Genomic DNA, 23533 nt, shown 5'->3' on the forward strand with positions numbered 1-23533 from the left:
TTATCCACAACCCCTTTTTCATACGTTCTTGTTTTATCCAACTTTATCCTCAAGTTTTCCACTGACTGTGGATCATTCGTTTGTCAATAGTGGATAAACTTGTTGATAAGCCAAAAAGTCGTTTACATCCTTGTCAAATTAGTGTTTTTTTATAATAAAAAAACAAATAAAAATTTTTTCATCCACAGCTTCAACTGTAGACTTGGATCATTCGTTCATTACCAAAAAGATCCTTTTTTATCGCCACTTTTTTATCTGGAAATGCTTGCTGGAATATTTTTTTTACTGCTTCACCTTGGCGAAATCCGATTTCTAAAAAAATCTTTCCATTTGGTTTTAGTACGCTTGGTGCTTCAACTGCTATTTTTTCATAAACAGCTAATCCATCGTTCTCCGCAAAAAGGGCCATCTTAGGTTCGAATGACCGGACACTTTCATCCATCAGTTCCCATTCATTCCGACTGATGTACGGCGGATTAGAAATAATCACATCAAATCGCCGATCCTGTACTGGTTCCAATGTATTCCCATGGTAAAAACTGATTTTCGTTCCTTCGTGCTGAGCATTTTCTTTCGCGACTTCTAATGCTTCTTCAGAAAGATCTACGGCAGATACATGCCAATTTTTTCTTGCTGCTTTCAAACTAATAGCAATCGCCCCAGTCCCTGTCCCGATATCTATCACTTCCAATGGTACATCAGGCGTCTCGTCTAAACACCACTCCACTAACTCTTCTGTTTCTGGTCGAGGAATCAGTGTTGCTTCGGTTACCTTCAACCGATGATCATAAAAATCTGCATATCCTAGCAAATACTGAGGCGGATGATCTGCAAGCAGAAGTCGCAGATCTGTTTCGATCAACTGTTGTTCTTCTTCTGAAATCTCTTCGTTCATATGAAGGAGCCAATCAAGTTTTTTCCATTGTTTTCGTTCCAAAAATAAAAATTGGATACTGTATGCTTCTTTTCCATGATCCTCTAAAAAAGAAGAAGCCCGTGACAGGACTTCTCGATAGGTCATTTTACCCATTTTGCATAGCTTCCAGTTTTGATGTTTGATCATACATGATCAATGCATCAACGATTTCATCCAATTTCCCTGCTAAAATCTGATCTAATTTTTGGATAGTTAATCCGATACGGTGATCAGTCACGCGATTTTGTGGGAAATTATACGTCCGAATCCGTTCTGAACGATCCCCAGTTCCGACTGCTGATTTTCGATTGGCATCATATTCACTTTGTGCTTCTTGTTGGATCTTATCATACACACGAGCACGCAAGATCTTCATTGCTTTTTCACGGTTCTTGATCTGAGAACGTTCATCCTGCATAGCAACGACGATCCCTGTTGGTAAGTGAGTCAAACGTACCGCAGATGCTGTTTTATTGACGTGCTGTCCGCCAGCACCTGAAGCATGATAGATATCTGTGCGGATATCTTTGTCTTCAATATCGATCTCTACTTCTTCAGCTTCTGGCATCACGACAACTGTCGCTGTGGAAGTATGGATACGCCCTTGCGATTCAGTTGAAGGAACACGTTGGACACGATGTGCACCACTTTCATATTTTAATTTCGAATAAACATTCTCTCCGGTAATCATCATAATCACTTCTTTGTATCCACCGATCCCGGTAACATTTGCTTCCATCACTTCTGTTTTCCAACCTTGTGCTTCAGCATACTTTTGGTACATATTGAAAAGATCACCCGCGAATAAGGCTGCTTCGTCTCCACCTGCTGCTCCGCGGATTTCCATGATGATATTTTTATCGTCATTTGGATCTTTTGGTAAAAGCAAGATCTTGATTTTTTCTTCTAAGACTTCTTTTTCTTTTTTTAACTCAGATAATTCTTCTTTTGCTAGTTCAGCCATTTCATCATCCAGTTTTTCACCAAGCAGTTCTTCTGTATCGGTGATCCCTTGTACTACTTCTTTATAACGACGATAAACTTCGACTGTTTCGCGCGTGTTTGCTTCTTCTTTTGAAAGCTGCATAAAGCGCTTTGTATCAGAAATCACTTCTGGGTCACTTAAAAGTTCTCCAAGCTCTTCATAACGGTCTTCAATTGATTGTAATTGATCGTACATGCTTATTCTCCTTCTGTAATCATTGATGGATGAAAGTAATGTTTTCGACAAACGGGGTAATAAGCTTCATTTCCGCCAATTTGCACTTGATCGCCTTCATAAACAGGTTTCCCATCAATATAATGTAAATTCATGATTGCTTTTTTGTGGCAGAACCAACAGATCGTTTTCATTTCTTCAATCTTGTCTGCGTAAAGCAATAAATATTTTGATCCTTCAAATAACTCGTTTCGAAAATCATTTTTCAAACCAAACGCCATAACCGGAATATCCAATTCATCCACGATTCTCGTAAAAGCAATGACATGTTTCTTTTTTAAGAACTGCGCTTCATCGATCAGCACACAATAGGGTTTGCTTTCCATGTTCTGAATCACGTCAAATACGTCTGTTTCTTCAAATATCGGCATTGCTTCACGTTTCAGTCCGATTCGGCTTGAAACAACGCCTAAACCATCTCTCGTATCAATACCGCTTGTCATCAAGACAACTGGTTTATTTTGTTCTTCATAATTATGTGCGACTTTTAGGATCTCGATTGTCTTGCCGCTATTCATTGCGCCATACTTAAAAAATAGTTGTGCCATGCTCTTTTTCACCTTCCAGTTTGTTCCTATGGTATTATACTTGATTTTCAACATTTTTTACAGTGAGAATTTTCATCAAGCACAGATTATCGTTCAAATCCCTTGCTTACTTTTGTTCCAATTTTTTGACAAGAACTAAATAAGGCGATCCATTTATCTTATCTTTCTAGAAAAATTTCTGTCCTTGAAAATTCTTAGGATTTATAAAAATAAGTACATCTGCTAAATACTTTCTTTTTGAATTGAGTATAGCATGTTTTCTTTCTTTTCACGTGCTATAATAAGTTAAAATTCCAAAGTTTTATGTAAGGAGCTATTTGATGACAAAAAATATTTTTGATTCCATCGCTAATCATTATGATTCCCCTGACCGTCAAGCATTAGCCAAGATTATTCGCGAAGAACTAACAACTTATCTACCGCGCGACAGCCACCAAAAAGTCCTGCTGGATTACGGAGGCGGAACTGGGCTTGTGAGTTTACCGCTTGCGGAAAGATTCAAAGAACTGATCATTGCCGATGCTTCAGAAACTATGTTGAAAATGGTAGAAGAAAAGATCCAAGCAGCAGATCTGAAAAATGTCCGAACGATCCACGCTGATGCTTCTGTCGAATTTCCTGCTATCCAAGCAGATGTGATCCTTCTATCACTCGTACTTTTGCACATTCCTGATACGAAGACTATTCTCATGAAACTTTTCGAACTTTTAGCTCCTGGCGGTCAACTGATTATTGTAGATTTTGACAAGAATGAACAAATCAGTCATCCGAAAGTCCATAATGGCTTTATCCAAGAAGAATTGAACGATCGATTGAAAAAAACTGGCTTTGTCTCTACTGCTAGTCATACTTTTCATCGCGGAGAAAAGCTATTTATGAACAAAAACGCTTCGCTTTTCCTATCCATCAGCCAAAAAGCTTAAAAAGAAGCTGTGACAAAAATATGTCACAGCTTCTTTTTTCGTTTAAACGGTGTTCCAAAAGCAGTTTCTTATTTCTTGAAGCTGACCACTTCTGTCACAACCTCTTCTTTTTATTTTTTCATCAAATGATTTTGATTTCGGAAAGAGGCCAGTAGCGGAAAACAACTTTGCCTTGGATCATATCTTTGTCGACTAACCCAAACATTCGGCTGTCTTTTGAAATCAAACGGTTATCACCCAGAACAAGATACTTTCCTTTTGGCACAGTATATTCAAAATCGCTCGTAAAGGTAGAGGCACTTTCTGCTTGTGCTTGGAACCCTGAACTATAAGCATACTCTCCTTGTAACTTATCTTCTGAAAATTCTTTTTTGAACTTATCTAGATAAGGCTCATCATACTTTTTGCCATTAATGGTCAACTGGTCATTTTCCATCTTAACTGTGTCCCCAGGCATACCAATGATTCGTTTAACGATCATTCGTTCTTCATCCCCTGGTTCCTTCGTAGTAATGATGTCCATTCGTTCATAGTTCGAGATTTTAGATGAAATCAGTCGTTGTCCATCACTTAATGTAGGGTCCATCGAATGTCCGTTTACAGTGACTGGTGTAAACACGTACACTCTAGCTAATAAAATAGCCGCTAATACAAGGATCAGAATCCCCCAATTTTTCAAAAATTCTTTCACAGCTTACCTCCTACTTATATTTCCTCGTTATTTATTACATTTTTTTACGATATTTCATTGTACTCTCTTTATTCTACAATGTTTATAAATGAAAGGAAAGAATAAGTGACGTGTTCGTTCTATTTTTCTCGTTATATAAAAAAGGGGCATGACAAAAGTCATGTCACATCCCCTTATGAATGTCTTCTTCTTTGGCTCCGACTATAAACAACTTGTTCTTCTTGTGATTGTGCTTTTTTTGCAATTAATTTCAGGCGATAAGGCTCATGATAACGCAACCCGTCTTTGACAAAATCACCGCCAACGATGAACAATCCGACAGGTTCTAATGTGTCTTCTGTTGAGCTCAGCCGAATGGTCCCTACTTTTTCCATGTCCGAGTAGCTTCGTCCAATATTTAGAACATACTCTTTCTCTCCTGTTTTCTTGACATAGTAATAAGGATACAACGTATTTCTATCGACAAGAAATCCATCCATGCGACCGAGTTCATTTATTTTGATCTCACCATTTCCAATCAAGTACCGCATATTCTCGGCTAATTTCAATTGGTAATCTTCGTCATAAGAAACCATGACCTCTTGTGTATTAACTTTATCGATCGAATTTCCATTATTGATTGTTTCTTCTGTCTGGATGTTGAACGCTTCATCAGGCAAATACTTCACAAAAAGCTGTGTGACATCGGCTTTCGTGTTTTTATCTAAAAAGTAATAAAATACATTTAAAACAGTAAAATAAACAAGCACTAGAAATGCAAGTCCATATAAGAAAAATTGAAGATAGTTTTGGTTTTGCCAAAGTCCATAAACAATTCTCAATAAATAAAGCGTGGGGATCACACTTAAAATCGTATATCCACGGTTAAGATATTTAGGACTGATGTCTAAATAGCCAAGGAATTTATGCACCCCATTGATAAGGTCTAGTAAAAATGTCATTGAGAATCACCTGCTTGTTGGTTATACGTTTGGGTATTTCCTGAATCTTGGTTTTGCTGTGCTGTACGTGCTGCATCATCATTTTGCGTGTTATCATCTACAGTCGTACTGCTTGGTATCGTTTCGGAGCTAGCACTTGTATCCGGACTTGTACTTGGATTGGTTGAATCCGATGAAGTGCCATCTGGTACCGTATTGCTTGTTTCGCTTGAGCTGTCAGTTGTATATGTCTCATCATACGACGAACTAGTTGTTGTGTCGTCCCATGTACTTGTCGTAGTGGTTTCATTCAAACTTTCCGTTGTTGTTGGTTCAGATGTCGAGACTGAAGTAGTTGGTGTTGTTTCTTCTACAGTACTAGAACTTGAACTGGGTGCACGGTAGCTGGAACTATTCACAATACCTGTAGTAGTCGCGACAATCGTCGAGATTGTTAATACAGCGATTGGCTTCAAAATAGGTGCTACTTTTCGCATCTTATCTCTTCCTTCATTGAAATTTATTCTTGTTTTCTTACTTTACTACGGACAAATTATACAGTCTACCTTATTTCTACCATAAATTCTTTATTTTTTTCTTACGTTTTTCCGAAAGATTTCTTTAATTTTCATCAAAAACTACGGTCGATGTTTTTAAGTAAGCTTTTGCTTCCCGATTGATTTCTTTCAGATCACATCCTTGCTGCTTGGCAGCGAACACGCAACCACAATAACATTGGCGATAGATATCATACTCTTTGCACATTTGCAAAGAGCGTTCATAGCCTTTGTTTTTCTTGAAATCACTTGGCAAATATTGTGTCCCGTAAATCTTTTGGATATCCATTCCGATTTGATTGATCAAGGCTGCATTTTTCTTTGGTGAGATCGTCAGGGCACTTCCAAAGTAATCGTATCCTAGTTCTTGCGCTTTTTGCGCAACAAGATCTAATCGCATATTGAAGCATGCACTGCAGCGAGCACCACCTTCTTTTTCGTCTTCAAGATGGTTTGTTAAAACCATTTTGGTGAATTCACTTGGACGGTATTCATCAACAATCAGCGCTACATGATGGTCAGTTTTCTCATTAAATTGGTCTACAAATCGTTTTTGTTCATGTAACCTCCGCAAATACTCACTTTTAGGATGGATATTCGAATTTGAAAAAAATAACGTGATATCTGCATATTGAGACATGAATTCCAACGTGTGCGTACTGCAAGGAGCACAGCATGTATGTATTAATATCTTAGGCTTTACTTCTTCTTTCTCCCATTGCATGATCATTTTTTTTAGAACTGTATCATAATTTATTTTTTGATTTTTCATTTTTTCTACGATTTGTTGGGCATTGATCAATTTGTTATTCCTCCTCCTTCTTTTTTCTAGGATTTGCTTTATTATAAGCCATTTCTATTTTAATCGAAAGCTGTATTGTTATCTGTTCAATAATTTCTTTGAGTATTCCTGATTCCCCTTGTATACTGGTAGAAACGACTATTGTCAGGAGGATAGTACTGTGCATGTTGATTTATTCTTTCGAAGGCTGCAACAGCGAGGACAGAAGTTTGCTGCTAATCATTTCTCATCGATCCAAATCATCGTTTTTTATTATATATTGATGACGGTCTTATCACTCGTTCTATTTTATCTGCCGATTTTTCGCGAACCAGATAGCCATGTTTCTTTTGTGGACATGCTGTTCATGGCAATCAGTACAGTGAGCGTGACTGGACTATCGACTTTTGATATCAATTCTGTGTTCAATGATAACGGCATTATACTGCTGGAAATATTATTTCAAGTTGGTGGTTTGGGGATCATGATGATTTCTACTGCTTTTGTCATTTTTTCTAAACGACGAATCACATTGAAACAGCGGCAGCTGATCATGACGGATATGAATCAACCGCGTTTGTCTGGTATCGTCCGACTGATCCGGATTACTTTTGCTATTTTAATCTGGTTTCAATTACTTTTTGGGACATTCTTTTCTATTTATTTTTATTACAGAGGCTATTTTGATCGTTGGCGTGATGCCGTTTTTTACGGTTTTTATCAGGCGATATCGGCTGTCACGAACTCTGGATTTGACGTCACTGGGGATTCCATCAAGCCCTTTGCACATGACTATTTTTTCTTAATCCTAATCATGTTTTTGATTTTTGTCGGCGGAATTGGTTTTCCTGTATTGATGGAGTGTCGGGAGTGGCTATTATATAAACGTTCCAGTGCAAAGCTTCCATTTCGTTTTTCCTTGTTTACCAAATTGGCTGTGTTGGCTTTTGTCATCTTGTTTGTTTCGGGAACTATCTTAATTTATCTATTGGAAAAGGACCATTTATTCCAAGATTCCAGTATGAGTGTCAAATGGATCAATTCGATGTTTTATTCGATTACGACTCGTAATGCCGGTCTCCAGATTCACGATTTGGGTGATTTTCAGATTACGACACTGATCATTTTTTCTTTACTGATGTTTATCGGATGCAGTCCTAGTTCTGTAGGAGGCGGGATTCGAACAACTACTGTAGCAATCATCGGTTTGTATCTATACTCCTTCCTCAAGAGTGAAGATAATATCAATATTTTTGGACGGAGAATCGATCAAGATGATGTGCGAAAGTCAGTCGTTGTCTTTATGCTTTCTCTTGGTATGTGTTTCTTTTGTATCGTTTTTTTATCTGCTACAGAGGAACAAACACTGATCTCGATCATCGTCGAAGTAACTTCTGCTTTTGGAACAACTGGTTTGTCCTTAGGGATTACCGGCGACTTGTCTGTTGTAGGGAAAATCACGATTGCTGCCCTGATGTTTATTGGGCGGATTGGAATGCTGTATACATTGATGCTGTTCGTACCAAAAGAAACCCGAGATCTGGGCTATGAATATCCAAGTGAGAAAATCATTATTGGTTAATAATGAAAAGACTGATGAAGAGTAATAATAAAATCACACCAGCTTGAAACAATCATTTTGTTTCAAGCTGTTTTTTTTTAAATCATGCGGTTTTCTCCGATTTCATGCACTTTCAGCCGTAACCTTTTCTTAAGAATAAGAAAAGCAATTTAACCTTTTTTTCAACATATGGTATGATTAGTTGAATTTATTCGTCAGCAAATCGTTTTTGGAGGTTACATAATGGGAATACGCAGTCATTTTGCGATTGCAGTTGGGAAAACGTCGCAATGGGCATTAAAAACTTTTTTTAAAGGCGGATCAAGTTTACCAGGTAAACTAGCGCTGAAAGTCGATCCACATATATTGGATAGCTTGGCAAAAGACTACCAAGTCGTCGTTGTTACCGGAACAAACGGTAAAACATTGACTACCGCTTTAACAGTCAATATTTTGCGCCAGCAATTCGATGAAGTTCTAACCAACCCTACTGGTGCGAATATGGTACAGGGAATTGTATCGACTTTCTTGCAGGCAAAACCAAAAAAAGGACAGAAAAAATTTGCTGTCCTAGAAATAGATGAAGCAAGTTTGAGCAAAGTCACAGAATATATGAAACCAGAACTATTTTTATTTACAAATATTTTCCGTGATCAAATGGATCGGTATGGAGAAATTTATACGACCTATAAAATGATTGTAGACGGTGCCGCAAAGTCACCAAATGCAACGATTATCAGTAACGGTGATTCACCGATCTTCAATTCGATCGAAACAGTTAATCCTAGAAAATATTATGGCTTTGACCATGAAGAAGATCGTGAACAAATGGCGCATTACAATACAGACGGTGTCTTGTGTCCGAATTGTCATCACATCCTGCATTATAAAATGATCACTTATGCAAACTTAGGAAAATATTACTGTCCAAATTGTGACTTCAAACGTCCTGAACTGGATTACCGATTGACTGATATGGTACGGATGGACAATGTTTCAGCAGATTTTGTGATTGATGGTCATGAATATGGAATCGAAGTTGGTGGTATGTATAACGTCTACAACGCTTTAGCAGCTACTGCAGTGGCGGAGTACTTCAATGTCGATCCTGATAAAATCAAACAAGGTTTAGGATATGACGAGAAAGTGTTCGGCCGACAAGAAGTCATCAATATCAATGGAAAGAAATGTACATTAGTACTTGTCAAAAATCCTGTAGGCATCAATCAAGTAATCGATATGATTGGTCTAGCTCCTTATCCATTTTCTTTAGTAGCTTTATTGAATGCCAATTACGCAGATGGAATCGATGTCAGCTGGATTTGGGATGGTAATTTTGAAAACTTTGCCGATATGGATATCCCAGCCGTTATTTCTGGAGGAGATCGTCATACAGATATGACTTTACGTCTGAAAGTTGCCGGGATTCCAGAAAATAAATTGACAGAAACAAAAGAATTACCAGAAGTAATCGAAAAAATCAAAGAATTGCCAACTGAACATGTCTATATCTTAGCTACTTACACTGCTGTATTGCAGCTACGTAAAGAACTAGCGGCTCAAGGATTTATCAAAGGAGGAATGAATCATGGCTAATTATGAACTCAATATCGCCCACCTTTATGGAAATTTGATGAACACATATGGTGATAACGGAAACCTTTTGATGTTGAAATATGTAGCAGAAAAAATGGGGGTTTCTTGCCATACGGAGATCGTTAGTATACATGAACCTTTTGATGCTAATAAATATGACTTGGTTTTCTTTGGCGGTGGTCAAGACTTTGAGCAACTGATCATTTCAAAAGACATCCAGAAAAAGAAAGATTCTTTGATCAACTATATCGAAAATGATGGTGTCATGTTAGCCATTTGCGGTGGTTATCAATTGCTGGGTCACTACTACATGGGAGCCAACGGAGAAAAGATCCAAGGTATCAGTGCCCTGGATCACTACACATTAAGTCAGGAAAACAACCGGTTTATCGGTGACATTGTCATCCATAATGAAGAATTCAATGAAACTTATTATGGATTTGAAAACCACAATGGTCGGACTTTCTTAGGTAAAGGTGAACGGCCTTTGGGGAAAGTGGTACAAGGTCAAGGGAACAATGGGGAAGATCAATCCGAAGGTGTCATTTACCGAAATGTCTTCGGTTCTTATTTCCACGGACCTATCCTTGCAAGAAATGAGAAATTAGCAGCTCGCTTGATTCGCCTAGCTTTAGAACAACGTTACGGTGAAGAGTTGGACCTGCCCTATCTTGAAGGACAAACAGCCTAGTTATTCGAAAAAGGGGAATGTGACAAAAGTTGCGTCACATTCCCCTTTTTCGTATCCTATTTTAAGCGACTTGCTTGGCATAACGGTTCACGTTTTGCTTGATATTCCCGATTGTTTTCGGATCATTGATTCCTGTGACTTCTTGGATCAATTGTTCTAAGTTTTCATGGATCTTCATTTCATGCAGTTGACGGCTTTGTTCATCTTCAGGATCATAATAATTAAAAATAATACCCATTGTTGCCGTCAAATGTGGACAAGTCAAGTTATGTTCTTGCAGTTCTCTCATTGGCCGTGTAAACCGTTCTTGATAACCTAACTTACGTAATGGTGTCCGAGCGACACGTGTGATCGCATCAGAGATATATTTGTTTTGGAAACGATGGATGATTTTTTCAATATACGCATGATGCTGCTCTGAATCAAACCCCCATTTGGCAATCAGCAAACTTCCTGTTTCCTGCAGAACTGATTTTAATTGTGCTACAACTAACGCATCTTGCATTGCTTCATCAATGGTCTGGTAACCTAACAAGGCACCTGTATAAGCGACAGTCGCATGACCAGTATTGACACTAAATAGTTTGCGTTCGATATATGGTTCTAGATCATCTACATATAAAACCCCTTTTAATTGGATTTCTTTATTTTTTCTTTGGCTATCGTCAATGACCCATTCCTTGAAAGGTTCTACTTGGACGAATAAAGGATCTTCATGGTGTTGTAATGGGACGATTCGATCGACTGCTGCATTTGGAAAGCCGATATATTTGTCAGTAAATGATGTTTCTGGAAGATATTTATACACTTCTTTTTCTAGAAATGCTGAACCACCAATCATGTTTTCACAGGCAATGACATCTAAAGGTGTTGCGTTTCCTTCCATTTCTCTTGCTTGGATACCTTTTGCAATCAACTCGGCAATAAAAGGTAAGATATTCGGGCCAATGGCGGTAGTGACTAAATCTGCTTCAGCGATTTCTTGGATTACTTTTTCTGGATTTGTTTGATTGTTGATTCCTTTGACATTTTTCACAGTGATTCTTTCTTTTGATTCATCTGCTAATTCGATTTCGTATTCTTTTCTTTCATTTAAAGCATCAATGATCGTGTGATTCACATCTACGAAAGTAATCTCAAATCCATTAGTTGCCAAAATTTCTCCAATAAATCCTCGACCGATATTTCCTGCACCAAAATGTACTGCTCTCATTTTTCTCTCTCCTTAAGCAATTGCTAGATTTTCCGTTACTTCTTCTTTGCTGAGCGCGTCTGCTAGTTGGACAACATTGTCCATATCACTGCAATAAAGTGCGATTTGCTGTACAAGTTGCAGATGCTCATCGCCGACTCCTGCTATACCGAACAAAACAGTCGCAATCTTTTCTTCTTCTTCCGTACCAAAATTGACACCGTCTGGCACCTGTACGACACAAATGCCGGATTTTTTCACATATTTTTTTGCTTCATCTGTTCCATGAGGAATCGCGATAAAATTCCCCATGTAAACAGATAACATGTTGTCTCTTTCTACCATGGCATCGATATATTCCTCATCAACGCATCCTGCTTCTACAAGCTTTTGACCGCAATAGCGGATCGCTTCTTCTTTGGTTTTAAATGATCGATTGAGTTCGATCATGTCGAATGGCAAACTTTGCATGCTGTTTTCCTCCCTTAAGCTGTCTGTTTCAAATATTGTGCAATTGATTCAAATTTTTGTGGGTTGACCATGCTATTAACCGATAAATGAATGGATTGCGGTGCAGCCATCTGTGCTTTTTCTGCTAAACTTTCTTTGGCTACGATCAGTGAATCAGGCTCCCCTTTTAACTCCTGGATGTTGACTTTTCGTAACGGGATAGTTAAATGGTTCTTGTCTAATATATCTTTGAGCACAGTCATTCCCATTGTTGCTGATCCCGAACGATCATCGTGGACAAGTAGAATCTCTTTGATTTGTTTGATGTTTGCTGAAAGAAACTCTTCTGTTGGCTCGTTCTTAGTTTCAGAAGTTGATGGTTCCTGTTTGCTGCTCAATTCTTGAATGATTTCATCATATCGAGGTGAATTCAAAAAGTTTTCTACTGAAACAAAACGCGCGTTCGGTGCTTTTTGTTTTGCTCTTTCTTGTAGTTCGACCTGAGTAACGATCAATGTATTCGAGTCATCTGTCAGTTGGCTGATTGCTTGGTTAGTCACCGTTTGAGGCAAGTCTGCTTCCTGTACTTTTTTTCTCAAAATCGAAGCGCCCATCGCACTTGATCCCATCCCTGCATCACAAGCAAAAATGATTTTTTGTACGCCAGATAGCGCAGTTCCTTGAGGAATACCTTGGGCACCTTTAGATGCTTGTTTAGCTACTTTTGTCTCTTGCACAGACTTTTCAAAGTCTTCATTTGTATCTTTCGCATCCGCTTTCAAAATCACTGCAGAAATACCGAATGAAACAGCTGCGGCAACAATCACGCCCAAAATAACAGGAAGGTAAGAATTGAACGGTGTCATCGCTAGAATCGCAATGATTGATCCTGGAGAAGCTGGCGCTCTTAGTCCAGCATCCATCAATTGGAAAATGAAACTTCCTGACATTCCTCCGCCTATAACTGATAAGAATAATAACGGTTTCATCATGACGTAAGGAAAATAGATTTCATGGATCCCACCTAAAAAGTGGATGATCATAGCACCTGGTGCTGAAGATTTTGCTGCTCCTTTGCCAAACAAAGTAAAAGCAAGTAATACGCCAAGTCCTGGACCAGGATTTGCTTCAAGCAAGAATAGAATAGATTTTCCTGCATCTGCTACTTGTTCAGTTCCTAATGGTGTCAAAATCCCATGATTGATTGCATTATTCAAAAATAAGATTTTTGCTGGTTCAATAAAAATACTTGTCAATGGAATCAAATGGGCAGATAAAATGATCTCTACACCTTTTGCCATTGCTTGAGTCAATGTATCGACAACTGGACCTATCGCAGAAAAACCTAATAACGCTAATCCAAAACCGATAAGACCTGCTGAAAAATTATTGACCAACATTTCAAAACCGGATTTGATCCGTTTTTGGAACAGCTGATCAAATTTCTTGATAGCATATCCACCAAGAGGTCCCATGATCATCGCACCTAGCATCATTGGAATATCTGTTCCGACAATCACACCCATCGTTGCAATTGCTCCCACAACTGATCCGCGGTCACCAGCAATTACTTTTCCGCCAGTATAGCCGATCAATAAAGGAATCAGATAAGTTAGCATCGGGCTTACCATGGTAGCAAAAGCTTCATTTGGCAAATAACCATCTGGGATAAATAAAGCCGTTAACACACCCCAAGCAATCAGTGCTCCAATGTTTGGCATGACCATGCTTGATAAGGTACTGCCTAATTTTTGTACCCTCGCTTTTAGCGAAATGTTGTTTTTGGGAATCATCCGTTCCATTTTGTCTCTTCCTCTCTCCTTTTGATACTCTAATTGTATTCGCTTACTAAAAAGAGAAATAGTCGTACTTTGGCACGAAACTTTGTGCCAAAGGTTTGAGGATATCAGCAAAATAAAAAAATTTTGGGATCAGCAAACTTTACTTTTAAATAAACATGTTATTTTAACTTTTTTATAATATGTAAATAATAACTTTTGTCAGCATTTTATTTGGATGCTTTTTGTTTTATTATGATATTAAAATTTATATTGGAGACCTATCTATGACATTACTGATCAAAAACATGAACATGAAACGTGGTAAAAAACGTGTGATTCGACAATTGGATCTTTTAGTAGAATCAGGAGAAGTAGCTGCTTTGATTGCCCCGAACGGATTTGGCAAAACAACTTTGCTGAATGGCATTGCCCAACTGCTGCCAACAACTTATGATCAATTGTCCCTTCACAACATCTCTCCTACTGCTTATACAGATTATCGCCGGTCTTTCTTTTTTCTAGAATCAACGAATCAGTTATCCGACTATCTAACGGCTGTTGATTATTTGACTTTGATCAAATACTATTGGCAGAGCAAAGTAGAATGCCAAACTGTTTTCCAACGATTGAAGATGACTGAGTACCTTACTTTGCCGATTGGAAAAATGTCTCTAGGAATGAAACAACATGTCTTGCTTGCTGCTTACTTGATCAGTGATTCATCTGTCATGTTATTCGATGAACCGTTGAACGGGTTAGACCCAGGAAGTATTGATATCTTGAATAGGCTGATCAGACAATGGCAGGAAGAGGGGAAGACGATTCTTCTTTCTTCCCACGCTATCGCGAATATCCAATCGATTTGTTCTAAAGCATGTTTTCTAAAAAATGGAGAAATCGTCACAGAATCCTCAAATATGGAAGAGATTTTAGCTATTTATCGTCAATTGTATGAGGTGTAACTATGACTTTATTTACATTTGAACGCAATCTCTTACTAAAAAACAAAGTAAACTTTTTATTCCCTCTATTGTTGATCGTGCTCTTTGCATTCCCACTTTTTTTTGATCATGAACTTGCTTATACAGAATTCGATGAACTGAATCATAACTATGAAGAGACGCAACGTTTGATTGAAACGTTGAAAGAAGATGAGAATGAGAAAGAATTTGTGGAAAGTTTAGAGAAAAGCAACAAACTGATCGAAGCAATTTTACGTGCAAAAAACACAGGGAATGTCCAGGAAATGGTCGAAGCAACTTATCATTATGAAAAAGATATACTGGGCCGGCTGATTTCTGGTCAAAGACAAGGACTTCCAATCATTGAACAACAAAAACGTGTAGAGTTGCTCCGTTATATGAAAGAACATCAGATCCAAAGATATTCAATTTTTGACTTGCCAGCGCACCTCCCTTTAGCGAATTACTACGAAAATATTTTTTCAGGAATGATTTCTAGTTTTTTGATTTTATGTATAACCGCCTTGTTTCTTTCCTCGATCATCTCTTATGAAAAAAGAAAGCAGGTAATCTCTCTAGTCAATCTATTACCGGATAGTATGGTAAAGAAACATAGCATCCGTTTCACCGTTTATTATGGTGCAGCTATGCTAAGTCTCGTGATTCCATTTTTGTTCGTCTCTATACTAGTAGTAATCAAAAATGGTTTGGGCGACTTCCGTTATCCTGTAGGAACGATCATTGGTCAGGAGATACGAATCCTTCCGATGTATGCATATCTTTTCCAGAGTTTTCTGTTCTTGTTGTTGTGGGTGTTCTTTTTAAGTACGATCAGTTTTCTTCTATCTGCTTTATTTGAACATTCTCTAGTCAATCTTTTAGGTACACTTCTTTGTCTTTTCTTAGCAGAGTATCGCTTGTTTTCTTCGATTGGATGGATAGAATCAATCAGTCATTACTTGCCAACTTCTTATGTTGATTTTCAAAATGTGATCGTAGGAGGAGATATTTTCTCTCCACTAGCTTCAGAACAGGTTACTTTCATGAATGGTATCTTGACACTTGGTACATGGAGTATTGTTCTATTATTCATAGGTATGTGCGCTATCTATATAAAAAAGAGTTATTAAAACACAAAAATAATAGGAGCGGTGACAAAAATCTTGTCACCGTCTCCTATTTTTCACTTGGTTGAAGTTATTACTTGATGCAAGGCATCTTTTTTACTGAGAACATTGGTTATATATGTCCATGTTCAAAAATCATTTGGACTTCTTCAATGGTTTCCGCATCACTGAGTGCCATTACTTGGTCGATGTCTGAACAAAAAAAGGCTAAATCTTGTAGCACAGCTAACTGATGTTCTTTTTTTAAAGCCACTACAAATAAGAGTGTCGCGATTTTTGGTTCCTCTTTTGTTCCAAAGTCCACACCATCAGGTACTTGGACTAAATAGATCCCTTCTTCTACTACTTCTTCATCTTTGTCAGTCCCATGTGGCAAGGCTACGAAATTCCCGATATAGACACTCGCTTTTTCTTGTCTTTCGATCATTGATTGGATATATGCCGGTTTGATTCCCCCTTGTTGGGTCATCCACTGGCCGATCTCGGTCAACGCTTCTTTCCAATTTTGATAGGATTGATCGAGCAATATTTTTTCTGCTGGTAGCTGGATCATCTTTTCACCCTCATTTCTTTATTTCTTCAATCAGGATTTTCGCTAACAATTGATAAACGATTTCTTTATTTCCTGAGCGGAAGATCTCGGTGTTCAAATCGTTCATGATGATTGCTCCACTGATCTTTCCTAAAAGAATCCCGTCTTTTTCTTGGATTGGCGAAGGCGCCAGCATAACTAACATACGGGACAAATCGACTGGCTGTCTATCCATCCCGTCAATTGTCAACGGTTGTTTCAAATTGAAAATACAAAAGATCGGTTTAGAAACCAATGAGCTGGATGTATGGAATAACCCCATATTTGTATGAGGAATTCCGATAGGTGCTTGTCCATATCGCTTAAGCAGTCGGCGATGAACCACCTCTTCATCTGTTACTAGTCCTTCAGGAAAATAAGGAAATAAACTGCGAATCGTTTCAGAGACCGTATTAGGATTATCTAGTTCTTGAATAAAGAAACGATCAAGTAATTGATTGATTTGCTCCATGAAATGCATCGTTTCCTCATAAGTATCTTCTAGCATCCACTCGTTATTGCTGTTATACGTATTCTTTTGCCTTTTTTTCTTCTCAATATGCGAAAAAGCTTCTTTTAGCTGCTTGACTTCATCTTCTAGCAGTAGCGGGGAGACTAAAATATATTTTCCATCATATCCTGGTAGAATAGATGTAGAAATAACAATATCATATTCTTCTTGTAAATCAATTTTTTTCAAATCAGCGATCCGATAGAAATGAATCTGTTGAATGAAAGGAAAATACCGTTTCAAACGCAGTTCCAACATGCTAGTAGAAGCTAAGCCGCTTGGTGAGAATCCTGCGATACTGATATCGCTTTCTTTCGGGCTTCTTTCTAATGAATTTGCAAAATGAAGGACCATATATGCGATCTCTTCTTCTGATAATTTCTTTTCTTGAAAAATCCGCTCTACTGCTTTGCGGATTGCATTGGCAATTTCCTCATATTGAACCATGATTTTTTCTAAAATCGGATTAGTCAGTGTCTCTTCTTGTAAAACGGCTCTTGAAAACACACCAGACAAATGGGTCAAAAGCATTTTGTACAAGGTTTCATCTTCATAAAAATGGACATTCGTCTCTTCACTTACTTCTTGAATCAGTTGTTTTACTAAATAAGCAAGCTGTGTATCGAACGTTTCTTCAAAGAAATTCTGATCAAATGAGTTCGTGAAGTCATTTAATAATCCTGCAAAAAAGACGATCTCATTTACTGGGTAAAGTTGTTTTGTCTCAGAAGCAATCCGTGAGAATAATCGTTTAGCGGTCTGAAGCAATTCTTTGTTTGCCAGACCATTATACGTCTCATTTGTCAGTAAATGATTTTTCGTTACACGATCCATCGTCAATGTCAGCATCAAAACCAAATGTTCAAGTTTTCTATCACTTAGATTAGTCTTTTTTTGGATCAATTCTTCCCCGACTACTTGGCGTGCAAGAGACAGATGTTGCGGATCAACGAATCGAAAAAAGTAATTCAGCGATGAATCAAAAGGAATACTATGAAAAAGTTCATATTCATTGATTTCTAATTCTAATACATTCGCTGTTAGAAGCCGACGGTATTTTTCCGGTCCTACGATCTCATATCCTTGGTTCCGAATGATTTCCAAAGGCAGTTGGCGGATACTTTCTTCCAACTGTTTGATATCTGCATAAAAAGTAGTATTACTGATGCGGTATAATTCCATAAAATGAGCAAGACTCAACGGTTCTGTCGTTAGTAACAACTCGGCTAAAATTGCGTGTTGGCGTTTAGCAGTAGGCAAATCATCGCTTTTCCCCTCTGTATTTTCTTTTAATTGCTCCATTACTTCTTCCGATGCCTCAATGACAAACGAACCTCTTGCTACTTTTTTCAACGAAGCATTTACCGATTTCAATGAGACTTCAAGATTATCTAATTCGCGGTAAATGGTCCGCTTGCTGACTTTCAATAAATTCATCATTTTTTGGATAGTCACAGGTGAGGGACTGCTGAGAAATTCTGCTAATAATTGTTTTTCTCTGGGCGATAAGTACATCTTATTTTTCTCCCTTCACAAGTTTTTCGTATTCATTCGTAGCTACCCAATGTTCCACTAGGACTAGCTGAGGGATCTTTTCTTTTAGCTGTTCATTTACAGCTAGTTCTCTTTGGGCGATATAAATCGTTTCTTCTTGGATTTTGAGCTGTTCGATTGGTTCCTTTAAGATAACAAACTGTTTTTTCTCTTTTTTTGCTAATTGACTTAAAATCGCCATGCCCATGGTTTGTGAACCACGTCTATTATTTTTATACAAAAACACAACGTTGACGGGCGACTTTTTCTGTTCTATTACTTCTACTCTCTCTTTTTTTTCTTTCCAATTTGGTTCGTGGATTGCTTTTTTTATTCGTGACAGCAAGATATCTGTTTCCAAAAAGTGATTCAATACGAAAATTTGACTTTGAGGTACTTTTTCTCTTGCAAGATCCGCTAATTCATGTTGGACGATAACAAGCTGATTTACTTGATTGTTCAATTCATAGACAGAGCTGTATCCAACAGCGAGATCAATTTTTTCCGCTGCTAATTTTTTCTTCAGCAGGGCAGCTCCCATAGCGCTTGATCCCATGCCTGAGTCACACGCAAAAACGACAGAATGAATGGTAGATAGTTCCAAAATTTCTCCCCTTTCTTTGACCGTGTTGTCTCCTTCTTCTTTTTTCGGTAATTTCAATAGCAGCGTTGCACAAATGAAGGTCACAAATGTACTGATTGCTATCCCTATACTTACCCCAGCTAGTTGCGGATAAGGCGTATTGGCAAAAATCACGAGTAGTGACCCGGGCGATACAGGAGTAGCTAATCCCGCATCTAACCATTGGAATATCAACGTGCCACTTGCTCCACCAACCATTACAGCTAAAAATAGATACGGTCGCAGCAAGACAAATGGAAAATAGATTTCGTGAATCCCGCCAATCGCATGGATCATCAATGCTCCACTCGCATTTACTTTTTCCTGTTTTTCTGCAAAACAAAGGATAGCAAGTAAGATCCCTAAACCAGGTCCCGGATTTGCCTCCATCAAAAACAGGTAAGAGTACCCGACTGTTTGTGAGAATTCGATTCCTAAAGGTGTCAACACACCATGGTTGATTGCATTATTAAAAAATAGTACTTTTAGAGGTTCTAGGATCAAACTGACAAGCGGCAACAGATTCATTTTGACTAGCCAAGACACGACGGAGACAAGCAACAGGTGGAAACTATTTAAAGCTGGCTCAATAAAAACGATTCCAATTATACAAATAATACTACCAATCAGCCCTACTAGTAAGTTGCTGACAAGCATTTCATAACCACCTTTGAATTTCGCATGAAATCTAGAAACAAATTGTTCATACGAGATGCCGGCAAGCGGCCCTATAATCATCGCTCCTACGATTTGCGGGGCATCGGAACGAGCAATCAACCCTAAAGAAGCGATTGCGCCCGCGACTGCTCCTTTTTGTCCCCCTACCGATTTTCCGCCTGAATAGCTGATCAAGATTGGTAAAAGCAGTTGAATCATTCAGTGGCATACCTCTTCCAACGTGGCGTGCAAATCGCCAGACACACCTTTCATTACTAATGACAAGATTCCCCAAGCAATAAACAGACTTAGGTTTGGCATGATCATCTCATTCAAGTGGTGTCCGGCTTTTCTCAGTTGTTTCGTAAACACTCGACTGTTGCTGTTTGCTTTCCATTTGTATTCCATCTTTTTCACCATACTTCTATTTATTGATAGACGGATTTTATGTAGAAAAAGCAGCAAACGAAAACCGTCTGCCGCTTTCAGCTATCTGGGAACTATTTGCCTGGTTCAGACGCAATGATTGCTAGTTCACCTTGGACCGTCCACTCAGAAACGCCACTTGGAATGATACAGCTTGTTCCTTTTTCTAATGGATATGTTTTTCCGTCAACAACAAGGTCTCCTGCTCCTTCAATCACTGTCATCAACGTATAAGGGGCTTGTTTTTTGAAAGATGCGATTCCTTTAATATCCCACTCATATACATTGAAAAACTCAGTTTCTAAATAAGTGACGATCGATGAATTCCCTTTTCGAACTTCTTTGATTTGTAGTTCTGGTGTTTTGGCAGGGACAGTTGTTACATCGATCGATTGTTGGATATGCAGCTCTCTTGTTTGTCCTTGCGCATCTTTTCTGTCGTAGTCATACACGCGATAGGTCGTATCGGAGCTTTGTTGTGTTTCTAAAATCATGATCCCTTTACCAATAGCATGGATCGTTCCGCTTGGTACATAAAAGAAATCACCTTTTTTAACTGGTACTTTCTTCAAAAGATCATCCCAGCGCCCATTTTTGATCATCTCAGCTAGTTCTTCTCTTGTCTTTGCATGATGACCGTAGATGATTTCTGCACCAGGTTCAGCATCGATGATATACCAGCACTCAGTTTTTCCTAATTCACCTTCATGTTTCATCCCATAGGCATCATCTGGATGTACTTGTACAGATAGATCATCTTCTGCATCTAAGATCTTGATCAATAATGGAAACACTGGTTCTGAAGGATGGCCAAACAATTCCTTGTGTTCTGACCATAGTTCATCTAATCTTTTCCCTTTGAATTCGCCATTTTCTACTACACTGACACCATGAGGATGCGCACTGATCGCCCAATCTTCTCCGATTTTATCGTTAGGGATATCAAAACCGAAGACTGAACGTAAGCGGCTTCCTCCCCAAATTTTTTCTTGAAAAACTGGTTTTAAAAACATAGGTTCTTGCATAATTCAAACTCCTCTCATTTTTCATAGCTATTATAGCATTATTTCTGTAATACCGCTTTCTCTTTCAAAAAATTTTCAACAATTTCATCTCGACATATGAGATACTCCGCACGATGATCGACAGGATGTACGCGATTAGACAAAAATATCAACGCTTCTTGTGTTTTTATATCAATCAAGAAAAACGTACCTGTATAACCAGTATGAAAAAGAATCGCATGACCGTCTCCTACATCTTTTTTTAAATCCCACCCTAGAGAACGATAGCCATTTCTTTCTGGAGTTTGATCTTGTAGCAAAGAATCAATCGTTTCTTCTTCTAAAAACCGACCATTACTGATTTTTCCCTTGTTCAAATACATTTGGACAAAAGTAATGCTGTCGTTCAAATCGATAAAGAGCCCAGCATTTCCTGCATGTTCAGCTAAAACTCTTGCTTTCGGATCATGAGTTTGTCCACGCAAAACCTCACCCGAAGGCAGTTGTTCTGTGGGAACGATTTTTTTGGAAGGAAAAGGAAGAAATAAGCTGTTCATCATTTCTAATGGTTCCAATACTTGTTCTTGAAAGATTTCCACTGCAGTTTCTTGGTAAATTTTTTCCAGCATCAATCCAAGAAGAATCGTTCCGGCATCTGTATATTTTACTTCTTTTCCTAGTTGCTCACCTGGTTCTAGCTTCAAATAAGCGGCAATCAATTCTTCCTGAGATAGCTCATCTCTGTTTGGTATCCATGTTTTGATATCAGAAGTATGTGTCAGTAAATGACGCAAAGTGATTGTCTGATTTTCGAATTCAGAAAGATATTTATGCAGTGGTTGATCGAGTTCTATTTTTCCATCTTCTAATAGACGCAAAACTAATGAAGTGGTTGCAACGACTTTCGTCAGTGATGCTGCATCAAACAACAGATCTTCTGTCATCGGCTGTTTTTCAGGAACGACTTGGGCAAAGCCAGCTGTAAATGATTCTACTTGATTTTCTTTGATGAAGGCGGCTGCTACACCTGGATAAAATCCTTCTTCCATTTTTTTCAAAATAAGCTGTTTCGTTTGTGGGTACATCTTTTTCTCCTGCTTTTCTGTCAGATTCTTACAGTCCAAGCTTAAAGCTTAATCTATGAGGAATCAACCTTTTTACACAAAAAAACTGCGCGGAAAACCACGCAGTTTCATTCGGTATACTGTTTGCTCTTTCTATCTCTAGAACAAGTGATAGTATGACCGTTCATAAAATGACGAGACATGCGACAATCGTTAAGAAAGAAAAAGTTAAGCGTCGCATCGAATGTCAGTTTTATTCTTTTCTTTTGGCTCACTGACGAACCACCATTCGATTCCTATGGCATCATAGATTGTGAGTACTGTATGCTTTTTGTCCAAGAAGAAATCGACTGATAATTGCTGCAAGTGAGCAATCAGTCCTTCCATGCTTTCAGTATCAATCATGAATTTCAGAAAATCAAGTCCAATCACTTCATCTGTAGGCAAATCGATGGCACCACCACTTGCTTCTGTCAATCCAACATGGAAGTCTCCTTCATTCAATACATGGATGCCCTCTTCTTCATTATGTACCTTCAAACCAAGGACACGATTAAGAAATTGGCGTTCTTTTGCTAAATCAGTAACATTTAAATGGATTTTTTCAAAATAAGATCCTGCTGATAGTTTACTGAATTTTTCTTCAGATTTTCTTAACAACGCTTCTTGATCCATCGTCTCTGGAACTTCTCTTTGGTCATTCTTATTCTCTTCATGGTAAATTTCTAATTCATTCTCTTCTGGGTCTACGAGTAAAATCCCCATACGTCCATGATCTTCTAAAGCTTCTTTGATTGGATAATTCATTTTACGAATACGGCAAAGAATATCTGCCAGTTCTTCTGTGCTAGGGATAATCAATGAGAAACGGTTCAGCTTTTTGATCTTCCCCATGTGATCATTCGCTCTAGGACTTTCTTCCAGCAGCAACATTTCACTTCCAGCTTCTTCTGTTCCTAAAATGGCTAATTCGTTTTCTTCTCTTTTCAAATCAAAGCCAACAACGTTCTTGTAAAAATCAATCATTTTATCTCGGTCTTTCACCCGAATGGCTACACTTTTTAAATAGGTGGCAGCCCCCAATTGAAAATCTCTCATATTTCTTGCTCCCCTCTACGTCAAGCTTTATTTTAACGATGGATTCTTCTTCTTTCAAGCAATAACTTTGTTTTTGTTAAAAAAAGTGTGAGAAACTTCGCATTTTACTTGTTTTTTGTAAATAAATGAGTA

21 protein-coding genes and 1 pseudogene are annotated in these 23533 nt (G+C 38.2%); 6 read left to right on the forward strand and 16 right to left on the reverse strand.

Annotated elements, in window-relative coordinates; all coding sequences use genetic code 11:
* Window positions 1-190: 190 nt before the first annotated feature.
* The 3 genes from prmC to AC1F25_RS07855 are packed head-to-tail and all read right to left on the reverse strand — an operon-like array spanning window position 191 to window position 2683.
* Window positions 191-1030, reverse strand: coding sequence for a peptide chain release factor N(5)-glutamine methyltransferase (gene prmC, locus AC1F25_RS07845; RefSeq protein WP_002310113.1), 840 nt, complete (start codon window positions 1028-1030; stop codon window positions 191-193).
* Window positions 1023-2096, reverse strand: coding sequence for a peptide chain release factor 1 (gene prfA / locus AC1F25_RS07850; protein ID WP_002291519.1), 1074 nt, complete (start codon window positions 2094-2096; stop codon window positions 1023-1025). Before prfA ends, prmC begins: the two co-directional genes overlap by 8 nt.
* 2 nt (window positions 2097-2098) lie before the next feature.
* Window positions 2099-2683, reverse strand: coding sequence for a thymidine kinase (locus AC1F25_RS07855; protein ID WP_002291517.1), 585 nt, complete (start codon window positions 2681-2683; stop codon window positions 2099-2101).
* A gap of 320 nt (window positions 2684-3003) precedes the next feature.
* Here AC1F25_RS07855 and AC1F25_RS07860 point away from each other — a divergent pair, with 320 nt between their 5' ends.
* On the forward strand, window positions 3004-3606 hold the full coding sequence (locus AC1F25_RS07860; RefSeq protein WP_002314093.1) for a class I SAM-dependent methyltransferase: 603 nt from the start codon (window positions 3004-3006) through the stop codon (window positions 3604-3606).
* A gap of 121 nt (window positions 3607-3727) precedes the next feature.
* Here AC1F25_RS07860 and lepB read toward each other — a convergent pair whose 3' ends face one another.
* The 4 genes from lepB to AC1F25_RS07880 all read right to left on the reverse strand — a co-directional run bounded on the left by lepB (window position 3728) and on the right by AC1F25_RS07880 (window position 6576).
* Complete coding sequence (lepB, locus tag AC1F25_RS07865) at window positions 3728-4297, reverse strand: signal peptidase I (protein ID WP_002316795.1); 570 nt, start codon at window positions 4295-4297, stop codon at window positions 3728-3730.
* Window positions 4298-4470: 173 nt separating this feature from the next.
* Complete coding sequence (locus AC1F25_RS07870; protein ID WP_002310109.1) at window positions 4471-5238, reverse strand: DUF6681 family protein; 768 nt, start codon at window positions 5236-5238, stop codon at window positions 4471-4473.
* The gene (locus AC1F25_RS07875) at window positions 5235-5714 is read right to left on the reverse strand and encodes a hypothetical protein (protein WP_002310106.1); all 480 of its coding nucleotides are present in this window, start codon (window positions 5712-5714) and stop codon (window positions 5235-5237) included. The genes AC1F25_RS07870 and AC1F25_RS07875 overlap by 4 nt, the downstream gene beginning before the upstream one ends.
* 124 nt (window positions 5715-5838) lie before the next feature.
* The gene (locus tag AC1F25_RS07880) at window positions 5839-6576 is read right to left on the reverse strand and encodes an epoxyqueuosine reductase QueH (RefSeq protein ID WP_002310105.1); all 738 of its coding nucleotides are present in this window, start codon (window positions 6574-6576) and stop codon (window positions 5839-5841) included.
* Between the two features lie 160 nt (window positions 6577-6736).
* On the opposite strand from AC1F25_RS07880, the gene AC1F25_RS07885 reads away from it, so the two are divergent.
* The 3 genes from AC1F25_RS07885 (at window position 6737) to AC1F25_RS07895 (ending at window position 10403) form a co-directional block, all read left to right on the forward strand.
* Complete coding sequence (locus AC1F25_RS07885) at window positions 6737-8137, forward strand: TrkH family potassium uptake protein (protein ID WP_151668726.1); 1401 nt, start codon at window positions 6737-6739, stop codon at window positions 8135-8137.
* A 222-nt stretch (window positions 8138-8359) separates the two neighbouring features.
* A complete protein-coding gene (locus AC1F25_RS07890) occupies window positions 8360-9712 on the forward strand; it encodes a Mur ligase family protein (RefSeq protein ID WP_002310102.1) in 1353 nt (450 codons plus the stop codon).
* On the forward strand, window positions 9705-10403 hold the full coding sequence (locus AC1F25_RS07895) for a type 1 glutamine amidotransferase (RefSeq protein WP_002310101.1): 699 nt from the start codon (window positions 9705-9707) through the stop codon (window positions 10401-10403). Before AC1F25_RS07890 ends, AC1F25_RS07895 begins: the two co-directional genes overlap by 8 nt.
* Before the next feature lie 61 nt (window positions 10404-10464).
* On the opposite strand, the gene AC1F25_RS07900 is transcribed toward AC1F25_RS07895, so the two are convergent.
* The 3 genes from AC1F25_RS07900 to AC1F25_RS07910 are packed head-to-tail and all read right to left on the reverse strand — an operon-like array spanning window position 10465 to window position 13847.
* Complete coding sequence (locus AC1F25_RS07900) at window positions 10465-11616, reverse strand: mannitol-1-phosphate 5-dehydrogenase (protein WP_061086264.1); 1152 nt, start codon at window positions 11614-11616, stop codon at window positions 10465-10467.
* 12 nt (window positions 11617-11628) lie between these two features.
* The gene (locus tag AC1F25_RS07905) at window positions 11629-12066 is read right to left on the reverse strand and encodes a PTS mannitol transporter subunit IIA (protein ID WP_002291499.1); all 438 of its coding nucleotides are present in this window, start codon (window positions 12064-12066) and stop codon (window positions 11629-11631) included.
* Window positions 12067-12080: 14 nt separating this feature from the next.
* A complete protein-coding gene (locus AC1F25_RS07910) occupies window positions 12081-13847 on the reverse strand; it encodes a PTS mannitol transporter subunit IIBC (protein ID WP_002310099.1) in 1767 nt (588 codons plus the stop codon).
* 263 nt (window positions 13848-14110) lie between these two features.
* On the opposite strand from AC1F25_RS07910, the gene AC1F25_RS07915 reads away from it, so the two are divergent.
* The gene (locus AC1F25_RS07915; protein ID WP_002316797.1) at window positions 14111-14788 is read left to right on the forward strand and encodes an ATP-binding cassette domain-containing protein; all 678 of its coding nucleotides are present in this window, start codon (window positions 14111-14113) and stop codon (window positions 14786-14788) included.
* A 2-nt stretch (window positions 14789-14790) separates the two neighbouring features.
* On the forward strand, window positions 14791-15918 hold the full coding sequence (locus tag AC1F25_RS07920) for an ABC transporter permease (RefSeq protein ID WP_002310095.1): 1128 nt from the start codon (window positions 14791-14793) through the stop codon (window positions 15916-15918).
* A gap of 109 nt (window positions 15919-16027) precedes the next feature.
* Here AC1F25_RS07920 and AC1F25_RS07925 read toward each other — a convergent pair whose 3' ends face one another.
* The 6 genes and pseudogenes from AC1F25_RS07925 to AC1F25_RS07950 all read right to left on the reverse strand — a co-directional run bounded on the left by AC1F25_RS07925 (window position 16028) and on the right by AC1F25_RS07950 (window position 23401).
* Window positions 16028-16468 (reverse strand): PTS mannitol transporter subunit IIA, encoded by a 441-nt coding sequence (locus AC1F25_RS07925; RefSeq protein WP_002287254.1) that lies wholly within the window; start codon window positions 16466-16468, stop codon window positions 16028-16030.
* Window positions 16469-16478: 10 nt separating this feature from the next.
* A complete protein-coding gene (locus tag AC1F25_RS07930) occupies window positions 16479-18512 on the reverse strand; it encodes a BglG family transcription antiterminator (protein WP_104760288.1) in 2034 nt (677 codons plus the stop codon).
* A 1-nt stretch (window position 18513) separates the two neighbouring features.
* Window positions 18514-20217 (reverse strand): annotated as a pseudogene (locus AC1F25_RS07935) (PTS transporter subunit EIIC).
* A gap of 92 nt (window positions 20218-20309) precedes the next feature.
* A complete protein-coding gene (manA, locus tag AC1F25_RS07940; RefSeq protein WP_002314101.1) occupies window positions 20310-21260 on the reverse strand; it encodes a mannose-6-phosphate isomerase, class I in 951 nt (316 codons plus the stop codon).
* Between the two features lie 38 nt (window positions 21261-21298).
* On the reverse strand, window positions 21299-22324 hold the full coding sequence (locus AC1F25_RS07945; RefSeq protein WP_002310087.1) for a serine hydrolase domain-containing protein: 1026 nt from the start codon (window positions 22322-22324) through the stop codon (window positions 21299-21301).
* 207 nt (window positions 22325-22531) lie between these two features.
* Window positions 22532-23401 carry a VOC family protein gene (locus AC1F25_RS07950; protein WP_002310085.1) on the reverse strand — a complete coding sequence of 290 codons (870 nt, stop codon included), beginning with the start codon at window positions 23399-23401 and terminating at the stop codon, window positions 22532-22534.
* Window positions 23402-23533: the final 132 nt, after the last annotated feature.

This window comes from Enterococcus sp. M-BR2, from assembly GCF_056612775.1.